General features: G+C 39.6%; 20 protein-coding genes. 16 read left to right on the forward strand and 4 right to left on the reverse strand.

The window, feature by feature from the left end; all coding sequences use genetic code 11:
- Position 1: 1 nt before the first annotated feature.
- Positions 2-754, reverse strand: coding sequence for a 5'-nucleotidase C-terminal domain-containing protein (locus tag EGN73_RS19545; protein ID WP_219293489.1), 753 nt, complete (start codon positions 752-754; stop codon positions 2-4).
- A 134-nt stretch (positions 755-888) separates the two neighbouring features.
- Here EGN73_RS19545 and EGN73_RS19550 point away from each other — a divergent pair, with 134 nt between their 5' ends.
- The 16 genes from EGN73_RS19550 (at position 889) to EGN73_RS19625 (ending at position 19,588) form a co-directional block, all read left to right on the forward strand.
- Entirely contained in the window at positions 889-2,310 is a 1,422-nt protein-coding gene (locus EGN73_RS19550) for a methylmalonyl-CoA mutase family protein (RefSeq protein ID WP_219293491.1), read from the forward strand.
- Positions 2,307-4,430 carry a methylmalonyl-CoA mutase gene (gene scpA / locus EGN73_RS19555; protein WP_219293493.1) on the forward strand — a complete coding sequence of 708 codons (2,124 nt, stop codon included), beginning with the start codon at positions 2,307-2,309 and terminating at the stop codon, positions 4,428-4,430. The genes EGN73_RS19550 and scpA overlap by 4 nt, the downstream gene beginning before the upstream one ends.
- 59 nt (positions 4,431-4,489) lie before the next feature.
- The gene (locus tag EGN73_RS19560) at positions 4,490-5,254 is read left to right on the forward strand and encodes a sensor histidine kinase (RefSeq protein ID WP_219293495.1); all 765 of its coding nucleotides are present in this window, start codon (positions 4,490-4,492) and stop codon (positions 5,252-5,254) included.
- 28 nt (positions 5,255-5,282) lie between these two features.
- Complete coding sequence (locus EGN73_RS19565) at positions 5,283-5,942, forward strand: LytR/AlgR family response regulator transcription factor (protein ID WP_246611672.1); 660 nt, start codon at positions 5,283-5,285, stop codon at positions 5,940-5,942.
- A gap of 162 nt (positions 5,943-6,104) precedes the next feature.
- Positions 6,105-6,386 (forward strand): hypothetical protein, encoded by a 282-nt coding sequence (locus EGN73_RS19570; RefSeq protein ID WP_219293498.1) that lies wholly within the window; start codon positions 6,105-6,107, stop codon positions 6,384-6,386.
- 215 nt (positions 6,387-6,601) lie between these two features.
- Entirely contained in the window at positions 6,602-7,018 is a 417-nt protein-coding gene (locus EGN73_RS19575; protein ID WP_246611673.1) for a hypothetical protein, read from the forward strand.
- Between the two features lie 21 nt (positions 7,019-7,039).
- Complete coding sequence (gene ntrB / locus EGN73_RS19580) at positions 7,040-7,840, forward strand: nitrate ABC transporter permease (RefSeq protein ID WP_219293500.1); 801 nt, start codon at positions 7,040-7,042, stop codon at positions 7,838-7,840.
- Positions 7,841-7,844: 4 nt separating this feature from the next.
- Positions 7,845-9,221: a CmpA/NrtA family ABC transporter substrate-binding protein gene (locus EGN73_RS19585; RefSeq protein WP_219293503.1), complete on the forward strand. Its 1,377-nt coding sequence runs from the start codon at positions 7,845-7,847 to the stop codon at positions 9,219-9,221.
- A gap of 32 nt (positions 9,222-9,253) precedes the next feature.
- Positions 9,254-10,072 carry an ABC transporter ATP-binding protein gene (locus EGN73_RS19590; protein ID WP_219293505.1) on the forward strand — a complete coding sequence of 273 codons (819 nt, stop codon included), beginning with the start codon at positions 9,254-9,256 and terminating at the stop codon, positions 10,070-10,072.
- 36 nt (positions 10,073-10,108) lie between these two features.
- Complete coding sequence (locus tag EGN73_RS19595) at positions 10,109-10,888, forward strand: sensor histidine kinase (RefSeq protein ID WP_219293507.1); 780 nt, start codon at positions 10,109-10,111, stop codon at positions 10,886-10,888.
- Positions 10,889-11,057: 169 nt separating this feature from the next.
- A complete protein-coding gene (locus tag EGN73_RS19600) occupies positions 11,058-13,331 on the forward strand; it encodes a cation:proton antiporter (protein WP_219293509.1) in 2,274 nt (757 codons plus the stop codon).
- A 550-nt stretch (positions 13,332-13,881) separates the two neighbouring features.
- On the forward strand, positions 13,882-16,047 hold the full coding sequence (locus EGN73_RS19605; RefSeq protein WP_219293551.1) for a cation:proton antiporter domain-containing protein: 2,166 nt from the start codon (positions 13,882-13,884) through the stop codon (positions 16,045-16,047).
- A 151-nt stretch (positions 16,048-16,198) separates the two neighbouring features.
- On the forward strand, positions 16,199-16,714 hold the full coding sequence (locus tag EGN73_RS19610; protein ID WP_219293511.1) for a hypothetical protein: 516 nt from the start codon (positions 16,199-16,201) through the stop codon (positions 16,712-16,714).
- 46 nt (positions 16,715-16,760) lie between these two features.
- Positions 16,761-17,603 carry a hypothetical protein gene (locus EGN73_RS19615; protein ID WP_219293513.1) on the forward strand — a complete coding sequence of 281 codons (843 nt, stop codon included), beginning with the start codon at positions 16,761-16,763 and terminating at the stop codon, positions 17,601-17,603.
- Positions 17,600-18,268: a response regulator transcription factor gene (locus EGN73_RS19620; RefSeq protein ID WP_219293515.1), complete on the forward strand. Its 669-nt coding sequence runs from the start codon at positions 17,600-17,602 to the stop codon at positions 18,266-18,268. Before EGN73_RS19615 ends, EGN73_RS19620 begins: the two co-directional genes overlap by 4 nt.
- A gap of 6 nt (positions 18,269-18,274) precedes the next feature.
- Entirely contained in the window at positions 18,275-19,588 is a 1,314-nt protein-coding gene (locus EGN73_RS19625; RefSeq protein WP_219293517.1) for a sensor histidine kinase, read from the forward strand.
- 33 nt (positions 19,589-19,621) lie between these two features.
- Here the strand turns inward: EGN73_RS19625 and EGN73_RS19630 are convergent, their stop codons facing one another.
- The 3 genes from EGN73_RS19630 to EGN73_RS19640 all read right to left on the reverse strand — a co-directional run bounded on the left by EGN73_RS19630 (position 19,622) and on the right by EGN73_RS19640 (position 21,490).
- Positions 19,622-19,942, reverse strand: coding sequence for a 2Fe-2S iron-sulfur cluster-binding protein (locus tag EGN73_RS19630; RefSeq protein WP_219293519.1), 321 nt, complete (start codon positions 19,940-19,942; stop codon positions 19,622-19,624).
- Positions 19,943-19,954: 12 nt separating this feature from the next.
- On the reverse strand, positions 19,955-20,959 hold the full coding sequence (locus EGN73_RS19635) for an NAD(P)/FAD-dependent oxidoreductase (RefSeq protein ID WP_219293521.1): 1,005 nt from the start codon (positions 20,957-20,959) through the stop codon (positions 19,955-19,957).
- 99 nt (positions 20,960-21,058) lie between these two features.
- The gene (locus EGN73_RS19640) at positions 21,059-21,490 is read right to left on the reverse strand and encodes a MarR family winged helix-turn-helix transcriptional regulator (protein WP_219293523.1); all 432 of its coding nucleotides are present in this window, start codon (positions 21,488-21,490) and stop codon (positions 21,059-21,061) included.
- Between the last annotated feature and the right edge of the window lie 46 nt (positions 21,491-21,536).

Genomic DNA, 21,536 nt, shown 5'->3' on the forward strand with positions numbered 1-21,536 from the left:
TTCAATTTATTTTTTGTCTTCCTTCTATGGATGCTTCTATTTTTTCACCTTTTTTGGTTTTCTTTTTGATCTGAGTGATCAGTAGATCCCGAAGGACAATGTCTGTCTCTTCTTTTCTTGGTGCATCTATCAGAAATGCGAGGTTGTCTCCTCCGGAAGCCATGTAATCATTCACAGCCAGAAGGTATGTTCTGCCTTCTTCTGCTGCTTCACCATTTATGCTGTAACTGGTCAAAGTACCCCCCTGACTTTCAACATAGAGTCCGGAGAGTCCAAGGCTTTTTCTGGTAACGGCATATTCCGCCAATTGTCGGACTTTTTCGGCATTCAGCTCCAGAATGAAAAGGTAATTGTCAAATGGAGATAACTCATAAATATGTCCCAATGTAATGTCTCCGGCTGGAAGTATATTTCTGATACCCCCATTGTTCATAGCGGAAATGTGGACAGGATATCCAAAAGTTTCTTCGGCATGCTTTTTTTGAAGGTCGGTGATCAGGTTTCCAAGAGAAGTTTCTCCAACTCCTTCTTTATTGAGTTCGGTAGAAGATGTTCCAATCACTTTGTTCATTTCTGCCTCTAGATTAGCTCTAAAAGGGCTTACAAACCTTTCACTTGGTTCATGAATTTCTGCTTGGTCATCTATGGATATAAAAGTGGCCTGAGCGGATTTTGGAAGCGGGGTGGCGCAGGACAACAAAAGCAAAAAACCCAGTAGAAGAAAGCGATTGATCAGCGATATTGGCTTTACCATTTTATTGAATTGAAGGCAAATAATCGTTTTTGAAACTTGTAAGTCTTATTTTTGATTCTTAAAGATAGATGATTTCCGCATGCGGAAACCCTAGATTATTGATTTTTAGCAAAAGCTTAAAACTAAACCCAAATATGAAAAACAATCTTTTTGCTGAATTCCAGAAAGTTAGCAAAGATGAATGGGTCAATCTGGCCATTAAGGACCTGAAGGGTAAAGATTTTCAAAAAACCTTAGTGACCAATGCCCCTGACGGCATAGACCTTTTCCCTTTTTACACTGAAGAGGACTCCCATGATTTGGGTTTTCTGAAAAAGTTTCGGAACAGACTGAATGTGCCATCGGAGATTCCGGGAACAGGCCCAAGATTTTGGTCCAATGTCCATGCGGTCAGGGTCAATGATGAAAAGGCAGATAACAAAAATATTTTGAAAGCACTCATGGGAGGTGCCGATGCTTTGCTTTTGGATTTGAAGGGTAAAGTGGATTTTGAAATCCTGCTTTCAGAAGTTGACGTCAGGTACATTGAAGTTTACCTTCGAGTAGAAAATGAGATTACAGAAAGAACCTTGGATTTTTTCAATTGGATGGAGCGCTCTGATTTCTCAAATAATGATTTGAAAGGGGGATTGCTTTGGGATCCAATGACCAGCTGTCTGGAAAGCAAGTGCTTAAAACAAGATCAGCTGGATATTGCAGAGAAATTGCTTCAAATTGGAATTAAGTTCCCTTCTTTCAGGCTTATTTCAGTGGATGCTGCACATTATCATGATTGCGGTGCAAGTCCTGTACAACAGCTTTTCCTTTCTTTGGGAGGATATATAGAATTGATGGACGGATTGACTGATAGGGGAATACTGCCTGTTGATATCTTGAAGAAAACAATTCTCCAGGGGGCTGCAGGTTCGGATTTCTTTTTGGAAATTGCCAAACTCAGGGTTTTCAAAATTGCTTTTTTTGAGCTCGCCATTTTGTACAAAGAAGACTTCATACTGGAGGATGTCAAACTGTTTGCTTCAAGCAGCTATTGGACAAAGGCTACCTCTGATGTGCATACCAATATGTTGAGAAACACTACAGAGGCTATGTCGGCCATTTTGGGGAGCTGTGATGCCTTGTGGGTAAGGCCACACAATGAGGTTATAGATGAAATTGATTCTTTTTCAGAACGTATGGCCAGGAATATCTCCAATATCCTCAAAGAAGAATGTTATCTGGATAAAGTTTTGGACCCTGTGGCAGGGACGTACTTTATAGAATGTGTGCAAGCAGGAATTATTGACAAAGTAAAAAGAGAGTTGCAGATTTTAGAAGAAAAAGGAGGCTGGTGGGTAAACTTCGAAAACCACCAATTGCAGGACTTGGTCAAAGCAGCAAGGTACACAAGACTGGAGGAAGTTAAGAATGCCCATAAAGTGAAAGTAGGAGTGAACAAATACCTTTTACAAAATGAAGATCCGAAAAATGCTTTGGAGAACTGGGAAGAAGAAACTTGGCAATTGCTGCCGCTTAGAGATGGTTTTTTAATCGAATTTCCTAACCTTGAAAAAAAATGAGACCTGATATAAAGAAATTTGGGGAGGATTGTTCTACTCCTAAAAACAAACCCACGGCTGAAATATGGGAAACTGCCGAAAAGATCCAAGTACCTTCCTATTTTGAAGAAGGGGCGGAGAGGCCAGCGCATTTAGGCTTCGCAGCTGGGCTTCCTCCATATCTTAGGGGTCCATATAGTACGATGTACGTGATGCGGCCATGGACCATCAGGCAATATGCCGGCTTTTCTACGGCAGAGGAGTCCAATGCTTTTTACAGAAGAAATCTTGCTGCAGGGCAAAAGGGACTTTCAGTGGCATTTGATTTGGCTACTCATAGAGGTTATGATTCTGACCATCCAAGAGTTGTGGGTGATGTAGGTAAAGCGGGAGTGGCTATAGATTCTATCTTAGACATGAAGGTACTTTTCGATGAGATTCCTTTGGATCAAATGTCTGTGTCTATGACCATGAACGGGGCGGTCATCCCGATTTTGGCTTTTTATATTGTGGCTGCAGAAGAGCAGGGGGTTGCGTCAGAAAAGCTGAGCGGGACTATTCAGAATGATATCCTGAAAGAGTTTATGGTGAGGAATACGTATATCTACCCTCCTCAGCCATCCATGCGCATCATTGCGGATATTTTCGAATACACCTCCAGGCACATGCCTAAATTCAACTCTATTTCCATTTCAGGATATCATATGCAGGAAGCCGGAGCTACTGCTGAACTGGAGCTGGCCTATACTTTGGCAGATGGCCTTGAATATTTGAGGACAGGTATTGAGACAGGTTTGGATATTGATGATTTTGCTCCAAGGTTGTCCTTCTTTTGGGCCATAGGAATGAATCACTTTATGGAGATTGCCAAGATGAGGGCAGGGCGCCTGTTGTGGTCGAAAATTGTAAGTCAGTTTAACCCTAAGAACCCAAAGTCTCTTGCCTTGAGGACACATTGTCAGACTTCAGGGTGGTCATTGACCGAGCAGGATGCTTTCAATAATGTGACAAGGACTGCTGTAGAAGCACTTGCTGCTGCTCTGGGGCATACACAATCTTTGCATACCAATTCTTTTGATGAGGCCATAGCTTTGCCGACCGACTTTTCGGCAAGAATTGCCCGCAATACCCAGCTGTATCTGCAGGAAGAAACCAACATCACTAAGGTGGTGGATCCTTGGGGCGGGTCATTTTACTTAGAGTACCTTACGGATCAATTGGTAGAAAAAGCCTGGGTACTGATAGAAGAGGTGGAAAGCCTGGGCGGGATGGCCAAAGCCATCGAAGCAGGCATTCCCAAAATGAGAATTGAAGAAGCTGCGGCCCGGAAGCAGGCTAGGATAGACAGTGGAAAGGATACCATTGTTGGGGTAAACCGTTATCAGACTGAAGACAAGTCAGAGTTTGATATTTTAGAGGTGGACAATGATTCCGTAAGAAAAGCCCAGCTGGAAAGGCTAGCCAAGCTAAAAGCAGAAAGAAATCAAGGGGCGGTGGAAAAAGCTTTGGATGCCATCACGGAAGCATGTAAGTCCGGGAAAGGCAATTTACTGGAATTGGCTGTAGAAGCAGCGAGAAAAAGGGCTACATTAGGGGAAATCTCTATGGCAATGGAAAAGGAATTTGGCAGGCATAAGGCATCGGTTAAGTCTATCTCAGGAGTATATTCCGGAGAAGCAAAAGACGATCAGGGATTTAAGGAGGCCAAAGCGCTTGCTGATAAGTTTGCCGAAATGGAAGGTAGGAGGCCAAGAATAATGGTGGCGAAAATGGGACAGGATGGACACGATAGAGGAGCAAAGGTCATTGCAACAGGTTTTGCGGATTTGGGTTTTGATGTGGATATCGGACCCTTGTTCCAGACACCTGAAGAAGTGGCCATGCAAGCCGTGGAAAACGATGTACATATAGTGGGCGCCTCTTCCTTGGCTGCCGGGCACAAAACCCTTGTGCCTGCATTGATTGCTGAGCTGAAGAAGCTTGGCAGGGAAGATATTATGGTCATAGCAGGAGGCGTCATTCCGCCCAAGGATTATGACTTTTTATATGCGGCAGGGGTAGCAGCTGTGTTTGGCCCAGGGACAGTTCTTTCGAAGGCAGCCAAGGAAATTTTAGAACAACTCATAGGAAAAATGAGCTAAAAGTTAAATCGTGGCCAAAGAAAAATGACCATGACAATTAAACTTAATAATCTGCAAAAATGATTAGTAAAATAGAAAATTCAATAGTAATTATCTCCCTTATAGTTGGAGTGTTTTTACTGATGATAATTTTCTATCTCATTTATAAACTTAGGCAATCTCAAAGAAAAAGAAAGGAATCGGAAAATAAATTTCATCAATTAGAAGGCAAAATAAACAAGCTTGAGCTACAATCTCTTGAATCCAAGCTGAATCCCCATCTTTTTAAAAACATTCTTAATTCTATACAGTCCCATGCTTATCAAACCTATTTTGCACTCGATAAACTAGCCAATGTTCTTGACTATATTTTGTATGAAAGCAGAAAGAAGTTTGTTACTCCTAAAGAGGAGGTAGAGTTTGCTCAAAATCTAATTGAAATCAATAAAATAAAAATCAGCCCCTTATTTAATTTAAAAGTCAAAACGAAAATCAATCCGAATGAACCTTTGTTTGAACAGAGGCTAATGGCACCACTTATTTCGATTGATTTGTTGGAAAATGCTTTTAAACACGCAGACCTTCAGAGCTCGGATTCATTCATATCAGTGATTTTTGAGTTTATTGATAGTCAATTCAGCCTTACTGTATCCAACAAAATTTCAAGGACTCCGCCATTAAAAAAAGAAAAAAGCGGACTAGGTATTGAAACATTAGAACATCGCTTGAGTATTATTTACGGTAAGAACTTCAAACTTCAAAGGTTTTCAGAAGGAGATATATATTTTGCACAGTTAAAAATAAATCTAATTGGACACAAAGCTGAAATGCTTGCTTCTAGATGATGAGCTTCCCGGGCTAACCTACCTTAAGATGCTATGCGAGCAAATAGACGAAATTGAAGTAGTAAAAGCATTCAACAATTCTGAATATTTTATCAGAGAAAGCGTAGGGCTGGACTTTGATTTCTGTATTTTGGACATAGAAATGCCAGGTATCGATGGTTTGCAGATTGCTAATTTGATGAACGGCAAACCAGTGATTTTTGCTACTGCGTACAAAGAGTATGCTGCTGAAGCTTTTGATTTGAATGCCATTGACTACATCAGAAAGCCTGTAAAGCTTGAAAGGCTTAAGCAAGCCATCTTGAAAGCAAAGAAGATTCTTGGAAATCAGCCATCAGTACCCAAAAAAACCTTTTTTCAGCTAAATACCGATAAAGGTAAAGCCATTTTGTTTTTTGAGAAGATTGCTTTGATCCAAACGTCCGGAATAGATAGTCGGGACAAAATCGCAAAATTGTTTGATGGGGAAGAATTCGTTTTGAAGAATATAACTTTTGAAAAATTACTGGAATTGTTGCCTCAGTCTGAATTTTGTAGAATCAATAAAAAAGAAATAATATCACTTAAAGCAGTACAGGTATTTTCTTTTGACGAGATCAGTTCCAATCTCCAAAATGAGGCCGGGAAATTCCTCAGTTTCACACTAAGTGAAAATTACAGAAATCAGTTTTTAGAAAAAATCCGGTAATTCATTTTACACTTTTTTTCTGTTTCATTACATATTAGCCCATAGAAATTGCATCCGTAAACTAATTGAAAAGTGTCTTTGCATTTTTGCATAGAAATCAACTTGTCAAAATTATGGAAATCATGCTGAAAACAGAGGCTATTTGGGGTGCGCCAAAACCAAATGCCAATTGGTTTAACCGAAAAAATTAATGCAGGGACAGATATTATTCATATTACTGGCGGAAAAAATACAGGTTTTCTTTTAGAAAAAGTACAAAGTATTATTCCGGGAATCCCTCTATTGGCCACTGGGGGTAAAACAATACAAAATTTACAAACTGTCATTGCATCAGGTGCTCATGGAATAGTCCTAACTCCTCCAAGTACAGGAGAACTTTTTTTCCCAATTATGGAGGAATATAGAAAAGGATTAAAGTTTTGGCAAAAAATAATGAAATTCTAAATCTAAAGATATTAAGTCCGGGGATGGGAATACCTATGCTTAGGTAGTCAGTTTTTTTGAATAAAAATTGACCATCTCCCGGCACTAATCTAAATAACTTAAATATCATGAAATCGAGCATAACGAACACGCCACACACTGGCATGATTATAATTGCGAGATTCCCCCGAGGGTTGAGGCAGGTTATGTTACCGCTGAAAAACAATTATAGAAACATGAAATTAAAGATTGTATTTACCTTTATTGTTTTGTTTTTAGCAATTAATCTGGCTTTTCCCCAAAACTTGGAAGACACTGAGTCCAAGTCAACAGTACGGGTTTCAGCTTTTGATGGTGTGTTTGCTTTCGGTTTTGTGAATGGAGGAGGCTTTACCAATTTCACAGGTCCCAACATCAACATGACCTATGGGCATCATAAATATATACTCAGTGCATTGCCCTCTCTCCGGTATAAGAGAGACCGATCTGAACCTAGAAACGCTTTTGTCACCCTCAATCTCGGTGTAGGTTTTACCTATAGCTATAAGTTGTTCGCCATTCAAATTCCCTTGTATTACAATCCCAAAACGGCAACAGAAAATGGAGAGTGGCATGTAGGCATAGGATTGGGAATGCGATTGAATTATTTGTAAAAGTTATTTAAACCGTTGTATATGAAAACCTCATCTTATCCACTTTCGAATATTGTCAAGATTGTATTTCTACCAATTGGAGGTTTTGCACTCCTTATTACCGCTTGGTGGTTGACTGCCAAATACCTGACCAATTTGATGCCTACTCCATTGGTGGCCTTAAAGGCTAATCTGGACTACCTGTCTAACCCTTTTTATGTCCGGGGGCCAGGGGATGTCGGGATAGGTTTTTTGCTTTTCCAAAGTTTAAAGCGGGTACTTATAGGATTTCTTCTGGGAACCATCGTGGCCATCCCTTTAGGATTTTTGATCGGTCTTTCTTCAACTGCCAACAGGGTTTTTAACCCATTGATTCAGGTTCTCAGGCCTGTTTCCCCTGTAGCATGGCTTCCTGTGGCGCTGGCTGTGTTCAACCTTGCCAACCCATCCGCGATTTTTGTGATTTTCATCACCTCTCTTTGGCCCACAGTGATCAATACAGCTGTGGGGGTGGGAAGTGTTCCCAAAGATTACCTTAATGTGGCGAGTGTTATTGAAATGCCAAGATGGAAACAGATTTTCAAAATCATTTTGCCTTCCAGCTTACCCTACATTTTTACCGGCCTTAGAATTAGTTTGGGTATAGCTTGGTTGGTGATCGTAGCTGTAGAAATGCTCACGGGTGGTCAGGGTATTGGGTTTTTTGTATGGGATGAGTGGAACAGGCTCAACTTAAGTTCTGTCATGTTGGCCATTGCTGTCATTGGTCTTGCTGGACTGGCACTGGACCTGATCATCCGAAAAATCCAGTCCTATTTTAAAATCGAACAAATAGAAGGTTAAGATTATGATTCATCGAAAATATAATAGAAAAGAATTTCTCAAGCTATTTGGTGCCGGTTTAGCAGGATCCTCCTTGTTGTATTCTTGTGGCACGCCGGGGGGTTCGGCGGTCAGCTTGATCAGACAACCTGAGGATGTGGTTCCAGAAGTGGATCCCAAAAGTCTGGAAAAGCCTGATTTAACTATTGGCTTTGTGCCAGTCAATGATTGTATCCCATTCGCTGTAGCCTATACAAAGGGTTTTTTTAAAAAATATGGTCTCAATGTAACTCTCAGCAGAGAATCCAGTTGGGCAGCTTCAAGGGATGGGATCATTTTTGGAAGATTGGATGCGGCACCTGTAGTATCAGGAGCGGTAGTCAATGCCCAAACCGGAGCAGAGGGAGCCATGCCTGCTAAATTATGTGCAGGAATGACAATTCACAGACATGGAAATGCGATTACCATGAACAGGGCTATGTGGGATGCTGGGGTTAGACCTCTTCATGAATATAAAGGTGATTTGGAGAAGATGGGCCATGATCTAAAGAACTATTTTACAAAATTACCCGATAGCCAACGAAATGTGGCAGTGGTACTGAGTTCGGCCATTTACGAATACTTTATCAGATACCTGCTATCACTCGCGGATATGAATCCCAGGGAAGATTTTAGGATTATGATTATTCCGCCTCCTCAAATGGTGACCAATATGCGTATAGGAGCCATGAGCATGTATATGGTGGCCGAACCCTGGAATACCAGGGCGATTTCAGGGAATGAAGGCGTCGGATTCACTTTTGCACATGGGTCTGAGATTTGGAGAGGGCATCCTGACCGCTTACTGGCTGTAATGGAATCCTTTATAGAAAAATATCCGAATACCTACCGCTCACTGATCAAAGCCATGGTAGAGGCATGCCGCTGGTGCGATAAACCTGAAAACAGGGAAGAATTAGCAGAACTGGCATCTGCCAGAGCGTTTACAGGAGCCGCAGCTAAATTTACCAGTCCGGCTTTGGTGGGAAATTACAATTATGGGGGTTTTGACGGCAAAAAAAGAATGAGGCGTATGGCGGATGCTACTATTTTTTATGAATTGCCTGAAGATATCAAAGGAGATCCAAATGACCATTCAACTTTCCTTTGGCAGTCCCAAGCGCTATGGTTGATGAGCCAATCAGCTCGATGGAAGCAAATCCCTAACCTGCCTGATGACCCTATTGCTATCGCTAAAAAATCATGGAGAACAGACTTGTATCGGGAAATTGTGGCAGAATTGGGGATTGATTGCCCGAACAGCGATTATAAAGTAGAATCCGGGAATCGCTTTATCGATGGGAAGAGTTTTGATGCTTCTGACCTGAATGGATACTTAGAATCTTTTAGATATTCCGGTTGATAACCTTATTACATGAATTAAACTATAAGAAGATGATGACACCTACAAATAACAATCCCAAAAAATTGTTGGAAGTAACGCAACTTCAAAAGCAGTATACAAATAACGGGGCCACAAATGTGATTTTTGACGGGCTTGACCTCACCGTATACGAAAATGAATTTGTGGCCATACTTGGACATTCTGGTTCCGGAAAATCAACGCTTTTGCGGATGATTGCCGGATTGGAGTCCGTCAGCGGGGGGAGCATAGTGTTGGAGGACAAAGAAATCAAAAAGCCAGGAAAGGAAAGGATGATGATTTTTCAAAACTACGCCCTTCTGCCATGGTTGACGGTATTTGAAAACATCAAATTGGCTGTGGATGAGGTGATGCCTCATATGTCTGAACAGCAAAAGCAAGATCACGTAAGTGAACATATCGCTATGGTTCATTTAGAAGCTGCCGCAAATAAAAAACCCTCAGAACTTTCCGGGGGGATGAAGCAGCGAGTTGGAATTGCCCGTGCTTTGGCTGTGCAGCCACTATTATTGCTCATGGATGAACCTTTGGGTGCTTTGGATCCTTTTACAAGGGCAAAATTGCAGGACCAAATCCTGGAGCTTTATTACAAAAGGCATCAGACAATCATCTTGGTAACACATGATGTGGAAGAAGCGCTGCTGATGGCCGATAGGATTATCATTCTTAAGGCCGAAGAGGTAGCCAGTATAGGCAAAGTGATAGAAGTACCGTTTGAACATCCTCGTGATAGGGTCAAATTAAGGGAGCATCCCGAGTTCAATGAACTTAAAAATCAAACTTTGAAGTTAATGGAAGCCTATTTCGAACAAATGCAGGTGGGATCATAATCGGGTGAAAGGGTATTGTGATTAACCAGAAATCTAATGAAAAATTGGTTTGATCTTCTTGAAACTAGCTATCCGGCCTTATTGGGAATAGGGCTGCTGATCATGTCTTTGTTTGCGCTGCACTTGTATCGAAAGTCCCAGTCCTTGATCAAAGAAAGAGAAATTTTGGATCAGGAATTGTCTAGATTAACTGAGAAAGTTAATACCAAGGATTTAGCGATTATTGATTATCAACTGAACCCTCACCTATTCAAAAATATCCTTAATTCAATTCAGTCTCATGCGTATCAAACCTATTTTGCCTTGGACAAAATGTCCGGCGTGCTGGATTTCATTCTTTATCAAAGTAAGAATAAGTTTGTCACTGCAAGAGAAGAGATTCAGTTTGCCAAAGATTTGATAGAAATAAATAAAATAAAACTTAGCCCCTTGTTTGAACTTAAGGTCAAAACCAAAATAGGCCCAAACGAACCCATGTTTGACCAAAAATTAATTGCGCCATTGATTACCATTGATTTGATAGAAAATGCTTTCAAACATGCGGATCTACAAAAAGGGGACTCTTTTATCCATGTTACCTTCCAGTTTCATGATGGGTTTTTTATTCTGACTGTCTCTAATAGTATTTCCGCTAAACCTCCTTTGGAAAAATTGTCAGGAGGCCTAGGGATCACAAGTATGGAGCAGCGCCTTGAGATTTTGTATAAGGATTGCTATAAGTTTGACAAGTTCGTAGAAGATGAGGTTTATATTTCTCACCTTACTTTGGATCTTTTTTCGTTAAAATCGAAAATCCTGTCCAAGGGTAAAATTTAGATGCTTTTATTTGAAACTACATTCAGATTTTTTTACAAAAAAACTCCGTCTTGTTACAGTTTTTTTAGGGATTGTTCCAATGATATGTAAGGCTTTCTGATTTTTTGCCAAATTCCAACATCAATAGAAATTGAAAATTCCATAATGGGCTTAGCAAAAATAAAATTGAATGAACAAGTTCAGAAATAGTTTTTTTTACATTGGAGTTATAGGGGGATTTACACTTCTGATGTATTGGATAGTACAGCTTGGTTCCGGACTTGAGGAAGGGAGGGAGATTGTCATCCCAACGACCGGAAAGTCACAATGGAAGGAATTCATGGATTCCCTGATCCATAATTTCGAACACCCCTTAGCTATATTATTGGCCCAGATTGTGACCATCATTTTGGTAGCGAGATTTTTTGGCTGGCTTTGCGGGAAAATCGGTCAGCCTACTGTAATAGGTGAGATTATCGCAGGTATTGTTCTTGGACCTTCTCTCATCGGGTTATATTTTCCTGAGTTTTTCAACAATCTCTTCCCTATAGAATCACTTGGTAATCTCCAGTTTTTGAGCCAGATAGGTCTGATACTTTTTATGTTTGTCATAGGAATGGAGCTGGATATCAGTGTGTTGAAAAACAAAGCCCACGATGCGGTAGTCATCAGTCATGCCAGTATTATCATTCCGTTTGCCCTTGGTATGGGGCTGGCTTATTATATCTATACTTCCTTTTCACCTGAGGGAGTTCAGTTTCTTTCCTTTGGCTTGTTCTTAGGTATAGCTATGAGCATCACAGCTTTTCCGGTTTTAGCGAGAATAGTACAAGAAAGGGGGATGCATAAATCCAGACTTGGAACTGTAGTCATCACCTGTGCAGCAGCAGATGATATTACAGCATGGTGTCTTTTGGCAGCTGTAATTGCTATCGTGAAAGCAGGTTCTTTTGTAAGTGCTCTTTATACGATTGGCCTGGCAGTTCTATATGTTTTGTTCATGATAAAAGTTGTAAGACCTTTTTTGAAGAGGGTGGGAGATTTATACAACACCAAAGAAAATTTGAGTAAACCTATCGTTGCGATTTTCTTCCTGACCTTGATCCTATCCGCTTACGCCACTGAAGTGATTGGTATTCATGCACTCTTTGGCGCATTTATGGCTGGAGCGATTATGCCTATTAATACAAGCTTTAGAAATATTTTTATCGAGAAAGTTGAAGATGTGGCTTTGGTCTTGTTGCTTCCTTTGTTTTTTGTTTATACAGGCCTCCGAACAGAAATTGGGTTATTGAACGATCCCTACCTCTGGAAAGTCACGGGGATGATAATTTTGGTAGCTATTGTTGGAAAGTTTATTGGAAGTGCCATAGCAGCAAAATATGTAGGCCAAAATTGGAAAGATAGTCTAACAATAGGAGCCTTGATGAATACCCGGGGTTTGATGGAGTTGGTCGTTTTGAATATCGGATATGATCTTGGGGTTTTGACTCCTGAAATTTTTGCCATGATGGTGATAATGGCTTTAGTTACCACTTTTATGACAGGCCCAGCTTTGGATTTGATTAACTGGGGATTTAGGAAAAAACTGGATCTGATTCCTGAGGAAATAATCCAGCAAGGGAAGTTTAAAATTCTAATTTCATTTGGACACCCTGAAAGGGGCCGCTCTTTATTGAGATTGGCCCATGCATTTGTTAAAAAAGCCAATGGAAATGCCAGCCTTACAGCTATGCACCTTACACCTGTGGATGAAATCAACCAATATAACAGAAAACAATATGAGGAAGAGAGTTTTGCTCCAATCAAATCTGAGTCTGAAAAGTTGGATCAAAAGATTCTCACCCTTTTCAAGGCTACCCATGATATTGATTCAGACATTATTGATGTTACCAATAAAGGTGACTTTGACTTGTTGCTTATCGGAGAAGGGCAATCCATCTTTGAAGGAAGCATGCTGGGTAAAGTACTTGGATTTACCACCAAAATAATCAGCCCCGAAAAATTATATAATCAGGTCACCGGTAGAAAAGGTTTTTTTGAAAACTCACCTTTTGATGAAAGGACCAAAAATATTATTAAAAAAACTGAGGCGCCTGTCGGAATATTGATAGATAAAGGTTTTGAAAGTGCTTCGGTAGTTTTCATTCCGGTGTTCAGTAAGTCGGACCAGTTTTTATTGGGTTATGCCCAAAAACTTATTAACAACTCGGGTTCACAGATTACATTTCTTGATGCATCCGGAAAATTGGATGACAATATGGAATTTAAAGAATCTATCCGATTGATAGAGCAGACGGCTCCAAATCATATTCAATTGATAAAAGATAAAACTGTAGATAGAGATTTTCTTCAAGTACAAAACCTTATGATCATCAGTCATCACAGTTGGAAAGATTTAATAGAAACAAAAAGTTTATGGCTTGCAGATATTCCGTCCACATTAATTCTAAGGGAAAAATGAAAACAGTGAGGACCATATTACTATTTTGGTTTAAGAACATTTACTTAGTGATAATTGGAGTGATTTTAGTTACGCAAATTGATTATGAAAAGGTGAAGTGGATAGGATATGTTTTTATATTTGAATATCTCGGGAGGTGCATTTATTTTACTTATAAATTCCTTCAAAAGATTGATTGATCAATATTTTTTTGGGTTTCTTAATTTGCAATTCTCCTCAATTTTCGAAATTATTTTAATTATCCATTCTCATACTAACCATTCCAGAAAATCAAACAGCTCATTTATATTCAAATCATAATTAATTTAACATCTCAAACATTTAAGAAACCAAGGAAGTTTTCAAACTGTTGTATCAACGCAAGGTGTTTTGAATTATATAAAACCTGACAAATATTCGGAGTCTCCTTATTTGACTTAAAGCTGTTTATTCAGTACAGTGATTTTTATTACTGTCGGTATTAGTATCTTTTAGGTAAGATTAATTGATTTTATGATATCTTTAGAATTTATTGGGGTTTTAGCCGATTAAAGTAAGTTAATAAATAATGATGATTTTAGTAGCCGAACTTAATTTTAGTTTACCGTGGAGTAATCCTGTTTTGATTTTTTCAAGTATTTTATTCATTATACTCTTTGCTCCTATTTTATTGAATAGAATAAAAATCCCACAATTGATAGGGTTGATAGTTGCAGGTGCCATAATAGGCCCAAATGGTATCAATTTGTTGGAGAGAGACAGCAGTGTGATTTTGTTTGGTACAGTAGGGCTTCTTTATATTATGTTTTTGGCCGGTTTAGAGATTGATCTGGCTGATTTCAAAAAAAATAGTGGCAAAAGTATGATATTTGGACTTTATACATTTATCATTCCTATGTCTTTGGGTACCACTACAGGGTATTATTTTTTAGGTTTTAGTTGGCCAACCTCCATTCTTCTTGCTTCCATGTTTGCTTCACATACTTTAATTGCCTATCCCATTATTAGTAAAATGGGTGTAGTGAAAAACAAAGCAGTAAATATTACCGTGGGAGGAACTGTGATTACCGATACTTTGGCCCTATTGGTACTCGCTGTTATTGTGGGGATGTCCCAAGGAGAATTGACAAATGACTTCTGGGTCAGATTGGGTATATCTGTGGTTGTTTTTGCAGCAATAGTTGTTTTTTTATTTCCTGTCTTGGGCAGGTGGTTTTTCAAAAAAAATGATGACAATATTTCCCAATATATATTTGTTTTGGCATTGGTGTTTTTGGCAGCTTTTTTAGCGGAAGCTGCAGGTATTGAGGCAATCATCGGAGCATTCTTAGCAGGGTTGGCATTGAATAAGCTGATACCTCACACTTCTCCTTTAATGAATAGGATTGAGTTTGTCGGAAATGCACTCTTCATTCCTTTCTTTTTGATTGGAGTGGGGATGTTGATTGATTACAGGGTGTTTTTTACAGATTTTGAAACGATCAAAGTTGCGGTTACCATGTCAGTGATTGCAACACTTTCTAAGTTTTTGGCAGCTTATTTTACCCAAAAAACGTTTCGGTTTAGCAGTGCTCAAAGGGATGTAATATTTGGGCTGAGCAATGCCCAAGCTGCTGCGACTCTTGCGGCAGTATTAGTTGGATATAATATTCAAATTGGTACAAGTCCAGAAGGGGAGGCAATAAGGTTGTTGTCTGAAAGCATTTTGAATGGGACTATTCTTATGATATTAGTGACATGTACCATCGCTTCATTTGTGGCGCAGAAGGGGGCTTCAAAACTTGCTTTGGAAGAGGAAACAGAAAATGGAGCGGAGGAAGAAAATTCCGAAACCAAGGAAAAGATCCTTATACCTATAAACTATCCAGAAAGTATAGAGGAACTAATCAATTTAGGGATTACAATTAAATCCAGTTCCTCCAAAGAATCCTTACTGGCTTTGAATATAGTGCCTTCCGATGCTGAGGACGAATCTAAAGAAAAGCACGCCAAGAAATTATTGGAGAAGGCAAGTGTTTTTGCCTCCGCCACAGACAATAAGCTCAAGGAATTAATTCGCTATGATTCCAATATTGTAAATGGAATAACCAATGTAGTCAAAGAAAATAAAGCTACTGATATTATACTAGGGCTGCACAAGAATCAAGAGCTTTCTGGATCATTTTTAGGCAAATTGACAGAAGGTATCCTAAGCAGGTGTAATGTAACTGCGATGATTTATCAAAGTACCCAGCCCTTGAATACTATCAAAAGGTATTTGATTGTAGTGCCCGAAAATGCTGAAAAGGAAATGGGATTTATTTATTGGTTATATAGACTTTGGAATATAGGAAGAAATACTGGTGCAAAGCTTATTTTTTATGGATCAAGAGCTACATTGGATTACATTAAACTAGTCCAAAAAAGATTCTCAGTTGAGGCTTCTTTCTTTGAATTTTCTGACTGGGATGATTTTTTGATTATTTCCAGAGATTTGAAAGAAAATGATTGTTTGATGGTAGTTATGAGCAGGAGAAATGGTGTTTCCTTCAATTCAAATATGAATAAACTTCCTAAATACCTCAATAAATATTTCGCAAAAAACAATTACATTCTTATTTACCCCATGCAGTTTGATATTGATCAGAAAGAGTACAGTGGTTTTGGAGGAACACTTTTGATCAATCCCATTATCAGTGGTGTAAATCACGTGGAAAACTTCAAGGAAATGGTCGGCAAACTTTTCAGAAAAAAATAGCCCAAAAGCCTTTTCTTCATCTTCTCTTCATCTTATGGTGCTTTCTTTGAACTGTGATCAAAAAGTTTGATCATAAAGTTTTAAGGCAGCTTTCATGGTTTGTCCCAAATGAAGGGATAATATTTTGGAACTAAGCCTTAAATATCGTTCTTTGAAAGCTAAACAAAGGAATCCTATGAAAATGTTGATGATCATGGTTTTGTGCTTATGGACAAGTGTTGTCTTAGCGCAAACCAATGAGCAAGAATCAGCAAAAAAGCCGGATCAAATCAGAACTGTTCAGGAAGCAAATGAAGCAGCTGCCGAAAAAGGAAAAGAAAGAGGAATCAGTATTTCCAGTGCTGCAAGAAGAAGCACTCTAATGAAGGAAAGAGCCAATAGCAACGCATCTAGAGGTAACGCTGATATCGGAAATGATAATCCATCCAATAGGGGAAACAACGGAAATAGAGGGAATAGCGGGAATGCCAACAGACCAGCCAATGCAGGTAAGCCAGAGCTTCCGGCCCAGGCAAGACCATCTGTAAATGTACCCCAATCCAGGCCTAATGCGCCTGTGGTCAGACCCAATAGGCCTGCACCCAACAGACCCAACACACCTCCTGGAAGACCCAATAATCCTCCCAACAGACCTAATAATCCTCCCGGAAATCCCGGAGGAGGTTGATCTTACATTCTGATATTATCAAATCTAATTCACCCAGATAAAAGAAATGATCCGAAGGCTTTTTTTAACAGTAATGTTTCTTGCCTCATTTGGAGGGCAGTTATTAGCCCAAGATCAGGATTCTGTGGAAACAGAGTCCATTGATAGCATTGGTTATGATTTTGTCATAGTCAATCCAAGGTTCCAAAACGCATTCACGTTCATGGGGAGAGATTTCGGTCTAGATATTCCGGTTCTTTCCACGGATTTGATGTATTATTTTCGAAGTGGGGTCTATGTCAACCTCTCCGCCTTGAAATTCATTGAAGAGAACCTACCCTGGCAATATGCGCTTTCCTTAGGCTATGCCACAGACTTGAGTGAAAAAACAGATATTAATATCAGTGTTTCGCAGTTCTTGGTTGCCGGAGAAAGTGCTATTGCCGGGATTCAAAACCTTGCATTTGTACAGGGTAGTTTTGGATGGGAATGGGGGCCTTTGTACAGTAGCTTTCAGACACAGGGATTGTTTAGCGAATTTGGTATAGACCTTTTTTTGTCCAGTCACCATTCCAGGTATTTTGAAATAGATCAAAGACTATTTAAATCCATTACCGTCTCCTTTGAGCCTAAGCTTTCCATTATGGCAGGCACCAGCAATTTCTATCTTATGGGGAATTTTGAGATTTTCCCCGAAGAACGTGAGGCCTTAAATCAATTCGAATTTTTAAGTACAGAGTTTATGCTGCCCTTGACTTTCACCAAGGGGATGTTTGAACTTGAATTCCAGTCTAGGTATGTACGTCCATTTAATGTACCTTTATTTGATCCGTCCAGGCCAAGATACTTGTTTTTGGCTCAGGCATCTTATTCCTTACCTATCAAAAAAAGAATTAAAAGCAGGAAATGAGAGTACTATTAGTGGAAGATGAACCTCATTTGGTCAAAGAAATCAGCGAATTTCTTGTTACGGAATCTTTCATTTGTGATGTTTCTACTTCTTTGAGGGAAGCTTCCGAAAATATTGCGGTCAATGATTATGACTTCGTCCTGCTGGATCTTGGATTACCTGATGGAGATGGATTGACGCTTTTAGATGAATTAAGTCAGGGTAATGCTTCTGTCGTCATCCTTACCGCACGCTCTGAAGTAGACGATAAGGTGAAAGGGCTTCAGATGGGTGCGGATGATTATCTGGCCAAGCCTTTTTCCCTGCTAGAACTAAAAGCAAGAATGCAGGCGATTCTTAGAAGAAAAGGGGGCTGGAAGAAAGAACAATTTCCCATCGGAGAATTTGAAGTGGATTTTGCTGCTAAAACAATCATGTATGCAAAGACTGAGATCAAACTTACTTCCAAAGAATTTGCATTGCTACAATTTTTATTGATCAATAAGAATAGGGTGCTCAATCGCTTTCAGCTTGCCGAACACCTCTGGGGTGATCACCTTGATGATGACTACCAATCCAATTACATAGATGTGCATATCAAAAATATCAGGAAAAAGCTGGGAGAATATGCTGCTACAGATTGGCTGGAGACGGTGAGAGGTTTGGGTTATAAAGTCAAAATCTGATTTGTAATGAAGCTTTCAGCCAAATTTTTGATTTATAATTTTTTAGCGAAAGGTATGCTGCTGGTAGCATTTCTGGCCTTAGGTCCGTTTTTGATTGAATACTTGGCAGTAAAAAATACAGACAGTCTACTGGAAGAAAAAAAGCTGGAAGTGCTGGCTATCATTGAATCTGAAGGGATTGAAAGTTTTATCTCAGAAGAAAACAGGGATATTGGCTATGGGAGTTATAACCTTCTCAAAGAAGAATACATCCTGATTGAAAAAGTGGATTACGTATTTTCTTCTGATACCATTTTTGTGGAAGAAAGGATTTTGGACGATGCTTCTGTACCCTATAGGGTACTGGCTACTACATTTATGTCAGGGGAAGATAGTATTTTGATGGAAATAGGCCGCAGTTTGCAGACCATACAGGAGTTTAAGGATATTGTTTTCAGGATTTTTGTGGGGATTATCATGGTTTTCCTGATTCTTTCATTTTTGCTCGATTACAAATTTGCAAACACTGTCATGGCCCCATTCCATAGGATTGTAAAAAGAAAACTTTCATCCATAGACCAGCCGCAACAATACGACTATAAAAAGATTGATACCAATACAGAAGAGTTTCAAATCCTTGATAGGAGTATAGCAGACATGATGACGAGGATTCAAAAGGCTTTTAATCAGGAGAGAACCTTTATTTCCCATGCCTCTCATGAATTGAAAACTCCCATCTCGGTCCTCCAATCCAAAGTAGAGGCCATGTTTGCAGCTCAGGAACTGGATCATGTCCAAATGGAGAAGCTTTTGGATATGCAGGGAACAATAGCCCATATGAAAAAGACTGTTAATGCCCTACTTCTGATTTCCAAAGTGAACAATGCACAGTTTATCAAAACTGAAGAAGTAGAAATCAAAGCGCTGCTGGAAGAGGTCTTTGAAGATTGGGAACCCATAGCGGCTGATAAGAAAATAAATTTTTCACTTCAAAAGACTGTGAGTCATGTGATTCCGGATACCAATAAGTCACTCTTGCTGATGATGCTGAGAAATGCCATCAGCAACGCAATCAAGTACACTCCTAAGGGAGGAGCAATACTTGTTTCTTCTGAATTTGGAGAAAGGGGATTTCAGATCAATATTAAAGATACTGGAAGTGGCATTCCAGATGAAATTTTAAATCAGGTGAAAGAAGGACTTGTCTTTTTGAAAGACGCTGAAAAGGATAAGTCCGGTTTTGGTATGCAGCTTATGTTCAAAATAGCCCTTTACCTGAATGTGGACATTCAAGTAGACAGTGCGGAGAATGGCACAAGGCTTGTTTTTTTATTCCCATAAAAAAAGCCCTCAACTTTAAGTCAAGGGCTTGTATTAATTGTCTTCACCTCTGAGTTTGATTACAGAGCCTTCCATTAAAGGAGATATCCGTATCTGACAGGCCAGTCGGCTTGTAGGGAAATACTCAGGGAGGTTTTCCAGTTGATCCAATTCGGTATCAGTAGCATCGCCCAATTCATCTTCACCTTCCAATACTTCAACATGGCAGGTAGCGCATAAAGCCATTCCACCGCAAGTTGCCAATACAGGGTATTCTGAAGCTTTCAATACTTCCATAAGACTTAGCCCCATGTCATCCGGAGCTTCGATTTCCTGACGGTTACCGTCATGGTCTTCTACAGTGAATTTTACCATGCTGCAATATTATTAAAAAGAATTGACACCGTTGACAGTTGTGTATTTAAAGCTCAATTTTTGGTCAGGATATACATATTTGAAAGCGGAGTGCATCATGATGGCTGCTTCATGGAAGCCACAAAGAATCAGTTTTAATTTTCCAGGATAAGTATTTATGTCACCAATGGCATATATCCTTTCCACTCCTGTGGAGTAATCCCTGGTGTCCACCTCGATGGCATTTTTATCAATGCTCAGTCCCCAATCTGCGATTGGGCCTAGCTTTGGACTCAAGCCAAAGAGAGGGATCAGGTAATCTGTATCAATAGTGATCTCTTCCTTGCTTTTATTTTCAAGCTTTACGGTATTGAGATGGCCATTACCTCCAAGTTCCTTCAGGTTAGCAGAAAGAATGAGGTCTATTTTGCCTTCATTGGCCAAGTCAAAAACCTTTGAAGCCGAATCCGGAGCGCCACGGAAAGTTTCATTTCTATGTACAAGGGTGACCCTCTGTGCTACTTTCGACAAGTATATCGTCCAGTCTAAAGCAGAATCTCCTCCACCTGCCAAAATTACTTTCTTGTCTCTGAAAGTCTCAGGGTTTTTTACCATATAGGTAACTCCCTTTCCTTCGAAATGGTCAAGTTTTTCCAATGCAGGTTTTCTTGGCTCGAACACTCCCAATCCTCCTGCAATTACAATCACTTGTGCATGTACCTGAGTTTTGTCATTGGTAGTGATGATGTAAGAGCCATCACTTTGCTTGGCCAGGTGATCTACTCTTTCTCCTAATGTAAAAGTAGGCTTGAAAGGCTTGATCTGCTCCATTAGGTTATCTACTAGCTCCTGAGCTTTGACCTCAGGATATCCGGGAATGTCATAGATGGGCTTTTGTGGGTAAATTTCAGAAAGCTGACCTCCCACTTGAGGCAAATAGTCAATCAGGTGACAACGCATCTTCAATAGACCAGCTTCAAAAACTGCAAATAAGCCAACCGGCCCAGCTCCAATGATACAAATGTCCGTAGTGATCATGATTGTAGTGTTTTATATTTAATAGAAACCTTTCTTACTCGATATTGTTCGTGCAAATATAATTAGTATAACAACTAATTTAAATATTATTTTCTTCCCTTATTCCAAATTGGTGTATATGGTGTTAAGTATCCTTTTGAATTCTTCAAAATCCTCTTCATTGAGGTTTTCCCATGCTTTTTCCCGAATGGATGAAATCTGAGGTTTGAGTTCTGAGACTTTTTGCTGCCCTGACTCAGTCAATACCAACTGAAAACTTCTCCTATCCTGAGGATGTGGTTTCCTTTCTACGTATTGCTTTTTGGTCAATATATCTATAATCCTGGTCAGAGTAGGCTGGTCTTTAAATACCAATTGTGCCAATTCTGATTGACTGAGCAAGTCGTTTTCAGAGAGGTTCTTAAGTACCAGCCATTGGTCTACCGTAATGTCAAAATCATTGAGTTTGAATTTTCGCTGCGCATATTGCTTGACCCTGCGTGCTGTTCGGTCCAATAGAAAGGAATACTTGCTGAATTGCTCTTGTGTCATACCAATTATTAGTATGACAAATATACGGAGTATTTTTCGGGAAAAA

The organism is Arthrospiribacter ruber, assembly GCF_019343195.1.
GTDB classification, from domain to species: Bacteria; Bacteroidota; Bacteroidia; order Cytophagales; family Cyclobacteriaceae; genus Arthrospiribacter; species Arthrospiribacter ruber.